This window comes from Fluctibacter corallii (assembly GCF_025751585.1).
Classification (GTDB): Bacteria; Pseudomonadota; Gammaproteobacteria; order Enterobacterales; family Alteromonadaceae; genus Fluctibacter_A; species Fluctibacter_A corallii.
Map to the genome: position 1 here is coordinate 279,662 of NZ_JAOWKX010000002.1, position 15,907 is coordinate 295,568.

Annotated in this window: 18 protein-coding genes, 4 tRNA genes and 1 riboswitch; of the genes, 14 read left to right on the plus strand and 8 right to left on the minus strand. The window is 43.9% G+C overall.

From position 1 onward, the window contains the following. The first annotated feature begins 871 nt into the window (after nt 1-871). A complete protein-coding gene (locus tag OE749_RS04770; RefSeq protein ID WP_263711217.1) occupies nt 872-1,828 on the plus strand; it encodes a TolB family protein in 957 nt (318 codons plus the stop codon). 224 nt (nt 1,829-2,052) lie between these two features. Here the strand turns inward: OE749_RS04770 and rnhA are convergent, their stop codons facing one another. Next, the gene (rnhA, locus tag OE749_RS04775) at nt 2,053-2,517 is read right to left on the minus strand and encodes a ribonuclease HI (RefSeq protein ID WP_263711218.1); all 465 of its coding nucleotides are present in this window, start codon (nt 2,515-2,517) and stop codon (nt 2,053-2,055) included. 157 nt (nt 2,518-2,674) lie between these two features. Here rnhA and dnaQ point away from each other — a divergent pair, with 157 nt between their 5' ends. The 6 genes from dnaQ to OE749_RS04805 all read left to right on the plus strand — a co-directional run bounded on the left by dnaQ (nt 2,675) and on the right by OE749_RS04805 (nt 5,423). Beyond that, nucleotides 2,675-3,376 carry a DNA polymerase III subunit epsilon gene (gene dnaQ, locus OE749_RS04780; RefSeq protein ID WP_263711219.1) on the plus strand — a complete coding sequence of 234 codons (702 nt, stop codon included), beginning with the start codon at nt 2,675-2,677 and terminating at the stop codon, nt 3,374-3,376. Nucleotides 3,377-3,381: 5 nt separating this feature from the next. Continuing rightward, entirely contained in the window at nt 3,382-4,839 is a 1,458-nt protein-coding gene (locus OE749_RS04785) for a TIGR03503 family protein (RefSeq protein WP_263711220.1), read from the plus strand. A gap of 181 nt (nt 4,840-5,020) precedes the next feature. Continuing rightward, a tRNA-Asp gene (locus OE749_RS04790) sits at nt 5,021-5,097 on the plus strand. 33 nt (nt 5,098-5,130) lie between these two features. Next, nucleotides 5,131-5,207: transfer RNA gene (locus OE749_RS04795), tRNA-Asp, on the plus strand. A gap of 30 nt (nt 5,208-5,237) precedes the next feature. Then, nucleotides 5,238-5,314: transfer RNA gene (locus OE749_RS04800), tRNA-Asp, on the plus strand. A gap of 32 nt (nt 5,315-5,346) precedes the next feature. Beyond that, nucleotides 5,347-5,423: transfer RNA gene (locus OE749_RS04805), tRNA-Asp, on the plus strand. Nucleotides 5,424-5,553: 130 nt separating this feature from the next. Here the strand turns inward: OE749_RS04805 and OE749_RS04810 are convergent. The 3 genes from OE749_RS04810 to OE749_RS04820 form a co-directional block, all read right to left on the minus strand. Next, nucleotides 5,554-6,903 carry an MATE family efflux transporter gene (locus tag OE749_RS04810; protein ID WP_263711221.1) on the minus strand — a complete coding sequence of 450 codons (1,350 nt, stop codon included), beginning with the start codon at nt 6,901-6,903 and terminating at the stop codon, nt 5,554-5,556. Nucleotides 6,904-6,927: 24 nt separating this feature from the next. After that, on the minus strand, nt 6,928-8,169 hold the full coding sequence (moeA, locus tag OE749_RS04815; RefSeq protein WP_263711222.1) for a molybdopterin molybdotransferase MoeA: 1,242 nt from the start codon (nt 8,167-8,169) through the stop codon (nt 6,928-6,930). Between the two features lie 194 nt (nt 8,170-8,363). Further along, nucleotides 8,364-9,239, minus strand: coding sequence for a TraB/GumN family protein (locus OE749_RS04820; protein WP_263711223.1), 876 nt, complete (start codon nt 9,237-9,239; stop codon nt 8,364-8,366). A 369-nt stretch (nt 9,240-9,608) separates the two neighbouring features. Here OE749_RS04820 and OE749_RS04825 point away from each other — a divergent pair, with 369 nt between their 5' ends. From OE749_RS04825 to OE749_RS04835, 3 genes are all read left to right on the plus strand, one after another. After that, nucleotides 9,609-9,944 carry a DUF3718 domain-containing protein gene (locus OE749_RS04825; RefSeq protein WP_263711224.1) on the plus strand — a complete coding sequence of 112 codons (336 nt, stop codon included), beginning with the start codon at nt 9,609-9,611 and terminating at the stop codon, nt 9,942-9,944. Between the two features lie 404 nt (nt 9,945-10,348). Beyond that, complete coding sequence (locus tag OE749_RS04830; protein ID WP_263711225.1) at nt 10,349-11,542, plus strand: alginate export family protein; 1,194 nt, start codon at nt 10,349-10,351, stop codon at nt 11,540-11,542. Between the two features lie 63 nt (nt 11,543-11,605). After that, nucleotides 11,606-11,953 carry a VOC family protein gene (locus tag OE749_RS04835; RefSeq protein ID WP_263711226.1) on the plus strand — a complete coding sequence of 116 codons (348 nt, stop codon included), beginning with the start codon at nt 11,606-11,608 and terminating at the stop codon, nt 11,951-11,953. Nucleotides 11,954-12,080: 127 nt separating this feature from the next. Here OE749_RS04835 and OE749_RS04840 read toward each other — a convergent pair whose 3' ends face one another. From OE749_RS04840 to OE749_RS04855, 4 genes are read right to left on the minus strand one after another with little or no spacing between them, the layout of a single operon-like run. Further along, nucleotides 12,081-12,287 carry an EF-hand domain-containing protein gene (locus OE749_RS04840; protein WP_263711227.1) on the minus strand — a complete coding sequence of 69 codons (207 nt, stop codon included), beginning with the start codon at nt 12,285-12,287 and terminating at the stop codon, nt 12,081-12,083. A gap of 38 nt (nt 12,288-12,325) precedes the next feature. After that, nucleotides 12,326-12,529 carry an EF-hand domain-containing protein gene (locus OE749_RS04845; RefSeq protein WP_263711228.1) on the minus strand — a complete coding sequence of 68 codons (204 nt, stop codon included), beginning with the start codon at nt 12,527-12,529 and terminating at the stop codon, nt 12,326-12,328. 57 nt (nt 12,530-12,586) lie between these two features. Continuing rightward, nucleotides 12,587-12,793, minus strand: coding sequence for an EF-hand domain-containing protein (locus OE749_RS04850; RefSeq protein ID WP_263711229.1), 207 nt, complete (start codon nt 12,791-12,793; stop codon nt 12,587-12,589). Between the two features lie 55 nt (nt 12,794-12,848). Beyond that, nucleotides 12,849-13,055, minus strand: a complete 207-nt coding sequence (locus OE749_RS04855) for an EF-hand domain-containing protein (protein ID WP_263711230.1) — start codon at nt 13,053-13,055, stop codon at nt 12,849-12,851. Nucleotides 13,056-13,432: 377 nt separating this feature from the next. After that, a riboswitch (molybdenum cofactor riboswitch) is annotated at nt 13,433-13,596 on the plus strand. Here OE749_RS04855 and moaA point away from each other — a divergent pair. From moaA to OE749_RS04875, 4 genes are all read left to right on the plus strand, one after another. After that, nucleotides 13,589-14,557: a GTP 3',8-cyclase MoaA gene (gene moaA / locus OE749_RS04860; RefSeq protein ID WP_263711503.1), complete on the plus strand. Its 969-nt coding sequence runs from the start codon at nt 13,589-13,591 to the stop codon at nt 14,555-14,557. It overlaps the preceding riboswitch by 8 nt. 90 nt (nt 14,558-14,647) lie before the next feature. After that, the gene (gene moaB / locus OE749_RS04865) at nt 14,648-15,157 is read left to right on the plus strand and encodes a molybdenum cofactor biosynthesis protein B (protein WP_263711231.1); all 510 of its coding nucleotides are present in this window, start codon (nt 14,648-14,650) and stop codon (nt 15,155-15,157) included. Further along, nucleotides 15,157-15,660 carry a cyclic pyranopterin monophosphate synthase MoaC gene (moaC, locus tag OE749_RS04870; RefSeq protein ID WP_263711232.1) on the plus strand — a complete coding sequence of 168 codons (504 nt, stop codon included), beginning with the start codon at nt 15,157-15,159 and terminating at the stop codon, nt 15,658-15,660. Before moaB ends, moaC begins: the two co-directional genes overlap by 1 nt. A 1-nt stretch (nt 15,661) precedes the next feature. Further along, nucleotides 15,662-15,907 (plus strand): MoaD/ThiS family protein, encoded by a 246-nt coding sequence (locus OE749_RS04875; protein WP_263711233.1) that lies wholly within the window; start codon nt 15,662-15,664, stop codon nt 15,905-15,907.

The following is a 15,907-nucleotide window of genomic DNA, read 5'->3' on the forward strand; positions in this document are numbered from 1 at the left end:
GGAGCGCAAAGCGCGACATCGAAGCTTCAGTGAACGTTTGCGCAAGGTGAGGTGGGCAATTGACTCGGCATGAGAAGAGCATCACGGCGAAGATAGTGGAGCGCAAAGCGCGACATCGAAGCTTCAGTGAACGTTTGCGCAAGGTGAGGTGGGCAATTGACTCGGCATGAGAAGAGCATCACGGCGAAGATAGTGGAGCGCAAAGCGCGACATCGAAGCATCAGTGAACGTTTGCGCAAGGTGAGGTGGGTAACTGACTCGGCATGAGAAGAGCATTACGGCGAAGACAGTGGAGGGCAAAGCGCGACATCGAAGCTTCAGTGAACGTTTGCGCAAGGTGAGGTGGGCAATTGACTCGGCTTGAGAAGAGCATCACGGCGAAGACAGTGGAGCGCAAAGCGCGACATCGAAGCATCAGTGAACGTTTGCGCAAGGTGAGGTGGGCATTTGACTCGGCATGAGAAGGGCATCACGGCGAAGACAGTGGAGCGCAAAGCGCGACATCGAAGCTTCAGAACATATCTCACATACGGAATATCCCAATTCGTTTGGTGTTTGATGGAAGATAACGAGACCGAGTACACCTCATACTTGGCCGCAAGAAAGTACGTTCCATGCGACTCTTTCAGACTTATTCTAGGTATTGGTGCGTCTAAGTATCTGCGACAGCCCAGACTAGTATGCGGCCATTAGCTTATTTACCTAGGTAACAGTATAGTGGACGCTCTGAAAAACTCTGTAAATGAGTCATTAGAAGCGTGGCTAGCGCTGAATCATATGTTTTTCGTGATGGGTTATCTATCTTCGAAGATAGAATCCATTAAACTCATTCTTAATCTAGTTCAAAAATAAAAATTAGGGAAAATGTTATATGCTAGCTAAACCAGTTAATAGGGTGAGAGTATTATTACTTTTCATCATTATCCTTGGCGTAGCGGCTCCTTGCCAAGCCAATAAGCAAGTCCATTCTCAGCATTTTTCACTTATATATAGTTTTAAAGAAGAGAAAAAAAGATCAATCTATCTTAGTGTTGATGAAGGGAAAACTCGCATAAAAGTTGTAGATGCAACAAACAGTGATGGTTATCCGGCTGTTGCCCCATCAGGAAAAAGCGTGGCATTTTATGGTAAATACGACAAAAACAAAACTTGGTCTATTCATACTGTAGATATAGATGGAAATAACGTCCGCCGGTTAACTCATGAAAAAAATGTTTGGGACAGCGCTCCAGCTTGGTCTCCTGATGGAAAAACTATAGCGTTTGCTCGGGAATATAGAGGTGAAAATGGGGTTTGGCAGGAAGAAATTTGGCTAATGAATGCCGATGGGACTGAGCAACGTCAAATAAAAGCGCTTGAAGGAATTTCTCCCGAATTCATGCAAGACGGACGAATTCTCTATCAGTCCAAAGCTAGCCCAAGTCAAATAATGATCGCCAATATAGATGGTAGTAATATTATTCAGCTAACCAATGATGATTCAGATAACAGGATGCCAAAGATTTCGCCCGATGGTTCTCAAATCGCTTACCTTTCAAATAGAGACGGAAATCAAGAGGTATATATCATGCGCGTTGATGGCTCCAGTCATCAGAGAATAACAAATAATGATATTCAAGAGTGGGGGCCAACATGGTCTACTGACGGTTCTAAAGTCTTTTTTTCATCAGAGAACGTACATGGTTTCTTTGATATTTATATGGCAAATAAGGATGGCACAGCTATTAAGAGAATATTGAATAGTGCAACGCAAGTTGCGACAGTACATCGTCTGGATAAACGTTATTTGGAAAAATCACTTGAAGCAAGATTGTTAGAGAAAAATTAGTGAGTATCGTTTTACTTTTGGCCATTCGTTTATGTGAATTACTCTCGACGTAATGTGATATCTTTGCTCAGAATACCCGCTCCTTTTCTTTAGCTGCCTGTTCGATGTTGTCTGCATCTGCCATAAGAGGCACTGCGTCGAAAAGGCGCAATCCTGATTGCGCCAAAACCTTTGGGTGTGATTCACCGTGACATGTTTGTGGTCAATGCATCATCGACTCATATTTAGGCTGGATTGAATCCACTATCCTCTTCCAGCTTGTCTTGCTGCGCTGCTTCACGAGCGAGATCGTCACAGCGCTCATTTTGAGGATGGCCTGAATGACCTTTGACCCAATGCCATCTTACTTCGTGTTGGCTGACGAGTGCATCTAACTGTTTCCATAAATCCGCATTTTTGACGGGCTTTTTATCTGAGGTTTTCCAGCCATTTTTGCGCCAGTTGTGGATCCATTGATTGATACCATTTTTAACGTATTGGCTGTCGGTTGTGATATCGACACTGCATCGTTCTTTCAGAACGGATAATGCCGCAATTGGAGCCATTAATTCCATGCGATTATTGGTGGTGAGCGTAAAGCCTTTGCTCAGTTCTTTGGTATGTTTGCCGTATTGTAATACTGCGCCGTAACCGCCGGGTCCTGGATTGCCCAAGCAGGAACCATCGGTAAAAATCTGTACGTCTTTCATTGGGGAGTCATACTTTTCATTGTATTTGGCTATTCTTTTATTGCGCTTTTTAGTATCACGTGCGTAATTGAAACAGCGCAAAATAAAGAAATAGACAGTGAGTTTCAAAAACGCCTCAGTATAATAGGCTGAAAAGGCAATTGCATCTGGAATTGGTATGAGACAAATTGTACTGGATACTGAAACGACAGGAATTGAGCCCAGAGAAGGGCATCGTATTATTGAAATTGGTTGTGTGGAAGTTATCAATCGTAAACTCACGGGCAACCATTACCATGTGTATATTAATCCTCAGCGTTTTGTCGAGCAGGAAGCGATAGAGGTGCATGGTATTACAAACGAATTTCTGGCTGACAAACCACTATTTAAAGATATCGCGCAAGGCTTTATCGACTTTATTTCTGGCGCAGAGCTAGTGATTCATAACGCTGCGTTCGACGTGGGGTTTATGGATCACGAGTTCGCGATGTTGGCAGGTCTGCCAAAAACCCATGACATATGCTCAGTTCTCGATACGCTAGCACTAGCGCGTCAAATGCATCCTGGCCAAAAGAATAACTTGGATGCTTTGTGTAAACGCTATGGCATAGACAACTCTCATCGTGAATTGCACGGCGCATTGCTGGATGCTGAAATTCTGGCTGACGTGTACCTTATGATGACTGGTGGTCAGACGGATCTTAATTTATCTGGAAGCGGAAATAACAGTAATAGTACGGGAGCAGATGTGATTCGTCGTCTTAGCGCAAATCGAAAACCATTAAAGATAGTTCGTGCAACGGCCGATGAGATAAAACAACACGAAAGCCGTTTAGACATTGTTGAAAAAAGCGGTAGCCCCTGTATTTGGCGTCAATAAAAACTATGCGATATAACCAGTTACTGTCATTTCTGTTCTTACTTAGTGGATACGCGTTGGCGCAGGAGCGAGATGATATACCTGCTCCTGTGCCGGTAAGTGAGCAAAATCAAACGGTGGTCGATACCAGTGTCATTCGAGAACTAGGCAATGAATACCACAACAGCATACAGCTGTTGAGTAATCGATTCCGTGTGGATTACACCGTAGATGAAGTAACTCTGGTTTTTTTTCGTCGATTTGGTAGTGCGCCCGTTGTGCTAGTGAGACCTGACGGCTCAAAAATATTCCAGAGTCAGGCTGATGGTGAAGGTCTTTTTTGGTACGACACTGCCAATTACGACATGATTAGTTTAAAAAATCCAATGCCGGGTCCATGGCAAGCTGTCGGACAGATACTGCCTGAGAGTCGGGTGATGGTATTAAGCGACCTTCAGCTTCACGCAGAACCTTTGCCGCCTATATTATTCTCGGGCGAGATTCTAAAACAAACTGCTTATCTTACAAATAATGGCGCGCCCATCAATTACACAGAGTTTCGAGACGTTGTTACCCTCGAAATGAAGTTTGTAAGTACAAATAATCCCAATTTTAATAACTTTGGTGCTGACGAAGAAGTTATTGCAACCTTCGAAGATAATGGCCGAGGTATGGATGAAGAGCCTCGCGATGGGGTATTTACTGGGCAATTCAACTTGTCAGTGGCTGATGGCGAGTGGCGGCCTACTTTTTTAGTTAATACACCAATGTTTTCGCGAGAGCAGATAGATGAGGCGATTCGCCTGTACCCGAATCCTGTGAAGATAGATGTGGTGCAAGATGGCGGTGGTGACGGGTATCACAAACTTCTCATAGATGTTGATAGAGAGCTTGTTGACATCAATACGCTGCTGGTTGATGGCAAAGTGCGTTTTCCCAATGGTGATGTTCAAAACTTTTCACTCACGCAACAATCACCGAATACCCGCGAGCATATGATTGTAAACTTTGAATACGGTGTATACCGAATCAAGCTTACAGCATATGGAAACACGGTGAATGGTCGCGACTTCATTCTGGATGTGCCAGAGTATACTTTTTTAGCTGAAGTCCCTGAGTCCACTGACACGCAAGCCACAGACGTAGGCACAGATTTAGAGAGTGCAATTGGCGCAGATATGCCAAATGATACAACGGCGGCTGATGCGATGCCAGTTGAAGAAGAAGCGCCCTCTATGTCGTCTTCAGAAATGCTGTATTGGATTTTAGGTATTAACTTTGGTTTGTTGCTCGTCGGTGGAGGTATTATATGGTTTCTAATGAGAGACAAATCGCCAAAAGCAGAATCGGTTGCAGCGCCAGAGAAGGGCGAAGATAGCAAAGAAAAGATGAGTATCATGGATAAAGTGAAAGCAATGCTGCCGAGTAAAAAGAAAAAAGACGATACCTCGACAGAAGAAAAAGCACCGGAGATAGAGGCCTAAAACCCTTATTTTGCGCAGGGATTAGTCGGAATGCGCAAATATAGAGCAAACGCACTAAAAGATGAATATTTTTTTAAAAATTGTGTTGACTCATAATAGGGTTATCCGTATCATCTGCGCCGCAGTTGAGGCACAGAGTCATAAAGCTCAGTCTTAACTGGTTGATGTAAAAGAGTTTATTGGAGCGGTAGTTCAGTTGGTTAGAATACCGGCCTGTCACGCCGGGGGTCGCGGGTTCGAGTCCCGTCCGCTCCGCCAAATCTCTTAGATATCAACGTTGCCTCAAGATGTGGAGCGGTAGTTCAGTTGGTTAGAATACCGGCCTGTCACGCCGGGGGTCGCGGGTTCGAGTCCCGTCCGCTCCGCCATTATCTTGATATGCAACGTTTCCCAAAAGTGGAGCGGTAGTTCAGTTGGTTAGAATACCGGCCTGTCACGCCGGGGGTCGCGGGTTCGAGTCCCGTCCGCTCCGCCACTTATCTAGACATCAACGTTTCTCAAAAATGTGGAGCGGTAGTTCAGTTGGTTAGAATACCGGCCTGTCACGCCGGGGGTCGCGGGTTCGAGTCCCGTCCGCTCCGCCATTTTCTTCAAATGGCATCGCCACATTTATTTCTGAAATCTCCCTGTATTCAAATCAAACCGCTTGTTACACTAATTTAAATTTTTAAAAGATCCATCTGATCTTGATATTGCGAGTATAAAACACCCGCTTCACGCTAAATGTTTGTCACTGCGCCATAAATACAATAACCGTATGCCAAGCATAATTGCCGCAGACGTCAGACCGCAAATAAAGCCTATCCAAAAACCCGCAGCGCCAATTGCAGGCATGAGTATATCGGTTCGTCCTAAGCTGTAACCTATGGGCAGTCCAATAAGCCAATAGGCTACAAATGTAATGTAAAGCATGGCCTTAGTATCTTTGTAGCCCCGAAGCGCACCGGCAGATATCACTTGGATTGCATCAGAGAATTGAAATAGCGCGGCCAAAAACATCAGGTTGGTGGCAAGCAGTAGTACCTCTTGTTCGGTGGTATACAAGCCAGCAATAAAAAAGCGTGCTAACACGGTAATCGACGCAGTACACAGCGAAATTGATATACCCAATAATAGTGCGCTTTTCACAGCGGTATGTGATGTGTGTAATTGGTTTTCTCCAATTAGATAGCCCACACGAATACTGATTGCCATGCCGATGCTAAGGGGAAGCATAAACATCACCGATGAAAAATTAAGGGCAATCTGATGAGCGGCTACAATATCCGAACCCAATGGCGAGAGCAACAAAGCCACTACGCCAAATAGCGTCACTTCAAACAGAATGGTCATCGCTATGGGAAATCCTAGCCTGAATATGGTCCACATTTTTGATAATTTGGGTGGAGAAATAGGCATGAAAAGAGAAATGCTATGGTATTTTTTCGCTTTTTTTATGTAAACAAAGGTGGCAATCATCATTGCAAAAAATACCAATGCCGTCGCAAGCCCACACCCAGCCCCGCCCATCGCGGGTAGGCCAAACTTGCCATAGATCAACACATAGTTAGCGGGAATATTGACGGCTAATCCTAGTAGCATAATGAGCATAGTAGGACGGGTGTCTGATAAGCCTTCACAAAAATTTCGAAGTACCTGATAAACCGCAAAAACGGGCGCGCTCCATAGCAGGTAGGTAATGTAGTCAACCGTTATCGTTCTTAAGCCTGCCTCCATCTCAATATAACTAAAAATAACAGGTAGAAATGGCGCAAAGGCGAATACCAGCAACGATAAAGGGAGTACAAGCCAAAACGTTTGCTGTACTTCGTATGCAATTTTATTGTCTTGCTTCGCCCCTTGTAGACGAGAAATGATAGGGGGAAGCGCAAAGATAATGCCTTGAATAAAAAACAGAACAGGGAGAGTGATGCTATAGCCAATCGCTACAGCCGCCATGTCTTGTGCACTGTAACGACCCGCCATAATCGTATCGCTCACGCCCATAAGTGTTTGTGTGACCTGTGCTATAAGAAGTGGCCAAGCGAGAGAGGATACTTTTTTCAATTCGTGTTTAATCGACATGCTGCTTTATTCTTGTTGGCTGTATTAAGGGTGTAACACTTTAAATGGTATAACGTTGACGCGTTCTCCTGCTTCTGATCGCCCGCGATCTTGTTCTAAAACGATATAGCAGTTAGCTTGGGTGATTGAGGTCATCAGTCCTGAGCCTTGTTTGGGTAGGGGAGACACAAGAACCTGCCCAGAATCGGAAACAGACAGCACCCCTCTTTGATAATCTGCGCGCCCAGGTTGCTTGCGAGCGGGTTCAGACAGCGTAGCGTTAAGAATAAGATTCGCTGGCAACTGCTCACACTGTAGTTGCATGATGATAGGTTGAACCAATATATCGAAGGTCGCAAATGCTGATACAGGATTACCTGGAAGGCCAAAGAAGAGGCTTTTATCTACACGACCAAATGCGAAGGGCTTGCCTGGTTTCATGGCTACTTTCCATAAGTTTAACTCACCTACGCTGTTGACGGCGTCTTTCACAAAATCTGCGTCACCCACCGAGACACCACCACAACTAATAATCACATCGCTTTGTAACGCACAGTGATTGAGTGTTGCAACCGTAGCCTCAAGGGTGTCATCAATGATGCCGAGATCTTCAATATCGCACCCTAACCGCGATAGCTTTGCTATTAGTGCGTAGCGATTGCTTTCATATATCGCACCTTCTTTTAATGCTTCGCCTGGGTACGTGAGTTCATCACCTGTGGCGAAAACCGCCACGCGCAATCTTGGAAAGACGTCAACACGTGCAATACCTAATGAAGCAAGTAATGCAAGGTGTTGTGGTTGCAAGCGGGTTCCTCTGGCTAGCACTAGATTACCCTTGGTTATATCCTCACCTTGAAGGCGAATGTTGTTTCCCGGCTCCGGCAACGTGCTGACTGTGATATGGGCACTGTCTACGGTTACATTCTCTTGCATTACAACCGCATCGGTGTTTGAGGGCACTACCGCGCCTGTGGTAATTCTCACACATTCACCCGCAAGCAACTCGCCACCAAAAGGCTGTCCTGCCAAGGCATGGCCCACTAACGTGAAACGATTGTCGTGTATGGCATTGTGATCAAATCGTAAGGCATATCCATCCATCGCTGAGTTATTGTGCGGCGGGACATTCATAGGGGAGATGATGTCAGTGGCCAGTACGCGGTTGTCAGCGTCTAACAGCGAGACGGTTTCTTTTCTATCTATAAAAAATGCGGTTGCATATTCATGCATAGTGTCTAAAACGTCTTCGATGGGAGTCAAGCCCGGAGCGTTGCACAGTGACATAGTGGATTACCAATAAAAAGATCTGTTCTATGAACGTAAAATATACGCGTATTTTAGCTTAAAAGCAGGTTTATTTTAAAAAAAGCTATTTAAATCAACCAAATGGCGAGTTTATTTTCTCAATGTTTAGCAAGGCGAAGAAAAGGAAAAAGCAGACAATGAGAGGTATCTGCTTTGTGTGGTATTTATCGATATTATTTGTGGTTATGAGACACTTTTTCGATATGATATCCTCGTTGTTTCAGCAGAGTCAGCACGCTGTCTTCGCCCACCAAATGCGCGACACCTACCAGAATAAACTCGACATCATCATCATTGAACATCGCTTCGATGTGTTTTATCCAGCGGTTATTTCGTGCAACAAGAAGTGATTCGTGAATCTCTGGAAATGCCGTTTTTACTGGCTCAACGGTCAGTTTATCTAAGGCGTGTTCATCTCCGCTGCGCCAGTGCCTTACTAGATTAGTGACCATGGTGGGGAGGGTATCGACTTCTTCCAAACTATAGCGAACCATTTGGTTAGGGTTGTCTTCACCTAGCGATGAGATAAAATTGAGTTGCTCTTGTGGTGACTCTAGCCATGAGAGACGCTTGTTGTCTTTTGCCCCTAATTCAAAAAAATATCCGTCTACGCCTTGCGCTGTAAATCCCATTCGGTGTAATTCCAGTAACATAATCGTGGTGAACGCGTAGCTGGGCTTAAAAGGCAGTAATGGCTCAACGCGCATACCGCGTGAGGATAAATAGGTACGAAGTGCGTTCAACGTGTCCTTCGATAGTACTTGATCAAGGGTTTTGCCATTAGGATATTGAAAGGCTTGCATAGCGGCTTGTTGAAATTCAGGAGATTGAATGGCGGCCATGTCGGTTTCAAACACTAATTCGTCTACTTCTTTATAGACCGCGTGAAATGTATCAGGCAAAGGAAAATCTGCCTCACTTAAAACGTGAACTGTTCCCCCAAAATAAACGTGTTCGTCGCCTTTAGTTGCTTTCCAAATCGGGTTTGCGAGGCTAGAAAAACTAACACACAAGCTGATGAGTCCATAGGCTAAAAATCGATACTGCACATGATGTCTCCTTTGCAATTGAGGCGAGGAATGTAGCGACTTTGTCGGTATTGTTCAATGAATATAGAAAGGAATACAATCCACAATGTAAAAAAATTGTATCTAATTGAGTAAACAACAGCGGTTTGCGCTAAATAATAAGAAGTTGGTTAAACGCTTTTATTATAAAAACTCAATGTAAATAACTTGCGTTTGTATAGCGATTACCCAACTCTTTGATATCAAGGCAAATATTTCTCATTAAAAGCGCATATCTCAAGCGTAACAATAAAGCAACAAAATAACCTCAAGTAAATAACAGACGTTTCTTCCATTAACGTTCATAGGTTTAATGAAACCAAAGGGTTTCGTTGAACAGGAGAAACCACCATGTTGTTAACTCGCAAACCACTTTACTTGATTACCTTTAGTGCTTTTTATATTACGTCAGTGAATGCGACTGAGGAGTTTCGTCACCGTGTTGTGTTTTCTGGTGATAAAGCGTTTGCCATATTTTGCCGAGCAGCTGTTAGTGATGATGTGCAGTTGTTGAAACAAGCCATCGCCAGAAAAGTAGGCGATCTGGCTGTATCAAGAAAGCGCGTGCTCGCACGTGTTGTCAGTGAAAATGGCGTGAAATGTAATGGACAATCTCTCAAAGCCTTTTCAAAACAGCGACATGCACATGATGTGTATGCATATATTTCTAATCATCGTGTTCTTTGAGTGACAAGTCTTGGTGCAGGGATGCACTCTCATAGCGCATTTATATGGCAAATCAATGACGAATATATTTCAACTCATTGAATTTATTGAATATTTTAATTGGCATCGTATCTGCATTGAACTTTATGCGAAACAACGTTACCTGTTTCACAGTGGGTGTTGCTGTGAAAAATGAATACGAAGCATACTAACAATACCTGTATTCATTCGGTAGCGAGTTTTGGCGTGCTGATACGCAAGTAGGCACGTCGCTCAAAAAGCAAGTATCTGGCCGATCTCTCGTGTCCTGGGGGTCGGTCGGATTTTTTCTTTAAAACGACAGTTAACTGCTATGTTTATAACACAGCTGCGCTTTTAAGCAGTGAAACTTCCTCATTCACTTAAGTACGCAATACGGTGAGAACATGGCTAAATTATCACTCTTGGCAACGTTGTCTGTCGTTGTCATGTCAGCGCCTTGCGCAGCAAATATATTGAATCACATTAAAACCACGAGTCAATTGGATGCAGACTTTCGACTACGTTTTGAATCGGTTGAACAAGACAATGTTTTAGATGACGCTCAAGCGCTTACGTTTCGCTCGCGTATTGGCTTTACCGCATCAATGAGTGAGCACGTTTATGTGGGTGTTGAGATGGAAGACACGCGAATCGCGCTAGGCATTAGCGATTATTCAGTGGGGCCTACCGGCTTTAATCCTGGTCAATACTCCGTGATTGCCGATCCTGAACATACCGAGTTAGATCAAGGTTACATTGGTTATAAAACACAGCGTGCGAATATCAAGTTAGGCAGGCAAGTGATTGCGCTGGATGATCATCGATTTGTGGGCCATGTTGGGTGGCGACAGGATAGACAAACATTTGATGCCCTGAGAATAGACCTGAACTGGAGCAAAACCCTCTCATCCACGTATGCTTATATTTCGCAACGAAATCGCATATTTGCCGACGATGCTGACCTAGACAGTAAAGACCATATACTCAATATCAGTGCCACATTACCTTCTGCAAAATTAACTGCTTTCGCATACCTCTTAGAGGTTGATTCACCTATAGCAAACGGCTTAGATACTTATGGCGTCGGCTATCAGGCAAAACCCAAAGTGGGTGAGACTGTGTTAAATGTGAGCCTGATGTACGCAACCCAATCTACTGAAGGCGCTATCAAGTATGACGCCAATTACTGGCACGCATCAGGTAGCGTGATGGTAGGAAACGTGCTAACTGGGATTCGCTACGAAGTCTTGGGCTCTGATGATGGGCAGTATGGTTTTTCAACGCCGCTGGCGACATTGCACAAATTTAATGGGTGGGCAGATCAGTTTTTGTCTACGCCAAACGCGGGTCTTGAGGATGTATCTGTCTTTGCATCACAGAAAAGTAAATGGGGAAATTGGCGGCTCGCGTATCATCAGTATAAAACAGAGGATAACACCTCTATCGCTGATGATGACTTAGGATCAGAATGGAATGCATCTTATCTTTACCGCATTAACACGCAGTTTAAGATGGGGATTAAAGGGGCGTTTTACAGTGGTGACAATTCACGTGTCGACACCAATAAATGGTGGGTTTGGTTAGAAGCTGGTCTTTAATCAGCGTATTAGGTAGCGTACTATGTAAGCGCAAATTTAATACCTCATAACATGGAGAGTACGATGCATAACAAAATTAACTACGTAGAGTTTCCTGCACGTGATATGGATGCAACTAAAGCCTTTTTCGCGGCGGTATTTGGCTGGGGGTTTACTGACTATGGAGAAGACTACGCAGCGATAAATGAAGCAGGATTAGACGGCGGATTTTACCGTGCAGATCACTGTGCCTCAGTAGCAAATGGCAGCGTATTGGTGGTTATCTATAGTGAGAACCTAGAAGATAGCCTCGAGCGGGTAAAAAAGCATGGTGGGGAAATTATTAAAGATATTTTTGCATTTCCGGGTGGAAGACGCTTTCACTTTAGCGAACCTAGCGGCAATGAATTTGCAATTTGGTCTGATGCATAAAAATAAAAGCAAACACGCAGATAAAGTAAACGGGCTGTGCTTAAATGTAGCATGTCACATTCGCACAGACCGTTTAACACATGTTTACATCTCATGGTAATAGGGAGAGAGAGTGAGAGATGTAAACTTAGCCTGCTAACTCATCTTTTGTTAGAAAGCCATCTCCATTGACGTCAAGTTTGGCGAAATCGGCTGCCAATGTCGCATCATGTGCCGCTTCTTCTTTGCTAAGCTTGCCATCATTATTAGAATCTAATTCTGTTAAAATAGCTGGGTTCGCCAAGGCAAAAGCAGAAACAAAAGTAAGTAGGGTTGCAAGTGTAAATGTTTTCATAGTCGTTCTCCGAAATGGGTATTGAGTAAATTAAAAAATTAGCCGTTTTTCAGTTCATCTTTGGTGATAAATCCGTCACCATTGGTGTCTAGGTCTGCGAATTGTTCCTTCAACATTGGGTGAGTAGAGGCCTCTTCCTTGCTGATTTTTCCATCTTGGTCAGCATCAATGTTTGATAAGTCAACTGCTGATGCTGCGAATGAAACTAAAGCGATAAGTGCAATAAGCGCTGTATTTTTCATTTGATTCTCCATAACGCTCTTGGCGTTGTTGGTGGATGATTGATGTTATTGTTGTCTTTAACCTGCCAGTTCAACACGAGACAGATACCCATCTCTATTTTTATCCAACTCGCTAAAGTTCTTCTTTAGCTCAGTATCTTTTGCTGCTTCCAACTTGCTGATCTTTCCGTCATTGTTCACATCAATTTGCGCAAGTGTGACCATGTCAGCAAAGGCTGAATAGGACGCGATGAAAAGTAAGATACCGGTTGAAATGTTTTTCATACTGACTCTCCTGAAAACATTTGATGAAATTATTGAAAACTGGCGAATACGGTGGCTACTGGTCAAGTTCGTCTTTGGTTAAGTAGCCATCTTCATTCTTGTCTAGTTCGGCAAACATAGATGACAGTGTTGGATCATCTGCGGCTTCTTGTTTGCTAATTTTGCCGTCTTTGTCAGTATCGAGTACGGTAAGCTTTACGGGATCGGCAATAGCAACCATTGAAAAAACACTGATTAGGGTAAGAAGCGATAATTTTTTCATGTCGATTTCCTTCCAGTTAATCAAATATTGACTTGATTTATCTTTTACTGCTTCACGAGAACATGACTGATGCTTCTCGCTTACTAGACCTATTACAGAAGTCGTGCCAAAGTTTAAAAGGTTATATAAAACAATTATTTACAAATGTTTTAAGTCTGGAGTTGGGTAAATCAATGAAAATCTCCCTAAAAAGTGTAGGTTTTTGCAGACGCAATCACTGCGCAACGAAAAAATAGTATGTATTTCTGAGGGTTAAGGTGTCTGTTTGTTAACATTTGGGTAAATATATCTCTCTAAATGTTCAATTTAGGCGTCTGTCGAATGAATTGAGTGATTTGGCGGGTCATATAAAGACTTTGTGAGATTTGCATGCTAGAGTCAGTGAATCGCTCCGAGCCATCTTGCCTACGTTTTTGTATAAAAAATAAGGGATTGTGGCCAGCGCATAGGTGTTTATGCGCGAGGGTTGGATCAGAAATGCGCCAGCCTCCCGAAAGCCAATGTCGGCTTTAATTTGGAAAGGTGTTGAATACGTGCTAACAGATAAATTTGGCAGGCAATTTCATTATTTGCGATTGTCTGTAACCGACGTGTGTAACTTTCGTTGCACCTATTGCTTGCCTGATGGCTATGACCCGCAGCAAACCCGAGGCTTTCTTTCATTAGACGAAATACGTCGAGTGGTTAATGGGTTTGCCGCGTTAGGTACAAGCAAAATTCGAATTACAGGCGGCGAGCCGTCTTTACGAAAAGATTTACCAGACATCATTGCCGCATGTGTACAAACCCAGGGTGTGAACAATGTTGCATTGACCACCAACGGCTTTCGGCTGGATGAACAGGTGCAAGATTGGTATGACGCCGGGTTAACGCAGCTGAATGTGAGTATTGATAACCTTGACCCTCGTCAGTTTCACAGCATTACTGGACACAATAAACTCGAGACAATCCTTTCTGGCATCGATAAGGCGTTAACGTTGGGTTTGCCTGTAAAGGTCAATGCTGTGTTACTTAAATCGCTGACAGATTCTGGTGTGTCTGCATTCATGGAATGGGTGAAGCACACGCCAGTTAGCTTACGCTTTATTGAATTAATGGAAACAGGGGATAACCCGCGTTTCTTTGAAGACGAGCATGTATCTGGACAGCGAATTCAATCTAAGCTACTTCGTGAGGGTTGGGTCTCTGTTGATAGGCAATTTGATAGCGGCCCCGCACTGGAGTATCGTCACGCAAACTACCGTGGGCGTATCGGGCTTATCATGCCATACAGTAAAGATTTCTGTGCTACGTGCAATCGCTTACGTGTGTCGTCTACCGGTAAACTCCACTTATGCTTATTTGCCGATGAGGGCTTAGATATTCGCGATGCGATAAATCATTCTGATCCCATTGTATTGCAGCAACGTCTCATATCATTATTGACTCAAAAAGAGCAAAAACATTGGCTGGATGAGCGTAAAACCGGTGCAACTAAACACTTGGCCATGTTGGGCGGGTAAATTAAGGCATACATAGAGAAACACGAGATGATGAAAGGTGTTAATACGCGTCATCCGATATTCGCACTATAAAATATTCAGGTAGAAATTATGATCCCATTAAACATCGCGGTCGTGACAGTATCAGACACGCGCAATATAGATACTGACACATCAGGTGCGTACTTGGCGGATGCTATCGCATCGGCCGGCCATACACTCGCTGCGCGAGATATTGTAAAAGACGACAAATACCAACTGCGTAAAGTCGTGTCTAACCATATCGCGAATAATGATATTCATAGCGTTATTCTTACTGGCGGCACAGGGTTCACCGAACGAGATTCAACGCCAGAGGCGATTTCTGTCTTATTTGATAAAGCCATAGAGGGTTTCGGGGAGTTATTCAGACACATTTCATACGAAGAAATTGGCACCTCAACTGTGCAATCTCGTGCGTTGGCTGGAATGGCAAATAAAACGGCGATATTTTGTTTGCCCGGCTCAACAGGCGCATGCAAAACAGCGTGGGAAGGGATTTTAAAGTCTCAATTAGACAGTACCCATAAACCCTGTAATTTCGTTACACATTTCAGTGTTACCGACGTGAAGGAAAAGTAATGAGTACGTCATATTCACTTACCCATGTTAATGCCAATGGAGAGGCGAATATGGTGGATGTGTCTGATAAAGCCGTGACCCACCGCGTCGCGATAGCGTCAGGTCAGGTTCTGATGCAACCCTCAACGTTGAAAATGATTAAAGACAACAGCCACAAAAAAGGTGATGTACTGGCGATAGCTCGCATTGCGGGAATTCAGGCGGCTAAAAAGTGTGGAGATTTGATTCCTCTATGTCATCCGCTAATGCTAACTAAGGTACAAATCGATTTTGAATTTGCATCAGATAGTTCAGGCTTAATCATTCATGGGTTGTGTAAACTGGATGGCAAAACAGGCGTTGAAATGGAGGCGCTAACAGCCGTATCTGTGGCCTGTTTGACCATATTTGATATGTGTAAAGCGGTCGACCCTGGCATGATCATTTCTAACATTCACGTGCGAGAGAAGCAGGGCGGTAAAACCGGTCATTGGCAAAGAGAAACCAACGATAGGCAAGGGTAGTATGGTGAAAGTTGTTTTTTTTGGACAAACACGAGAGGTGCTCAACACACCATCAATCTTGTTTGAAGAGCCAGCGTCAAATGTGGCAGAGCTGCGTGCTAAGTTGCAGTTACGAGGCGATGTTTGGGCAGAGCAGCTCCAATCGGGAAAAACATTGGTAGCGGTTAATCAAACAATGGCTAGCGATGATTGTGCGATTTCAGCAAATGATGAAGTGGCGTTTTTTCCGCCCGTAACAGGTGGGTAG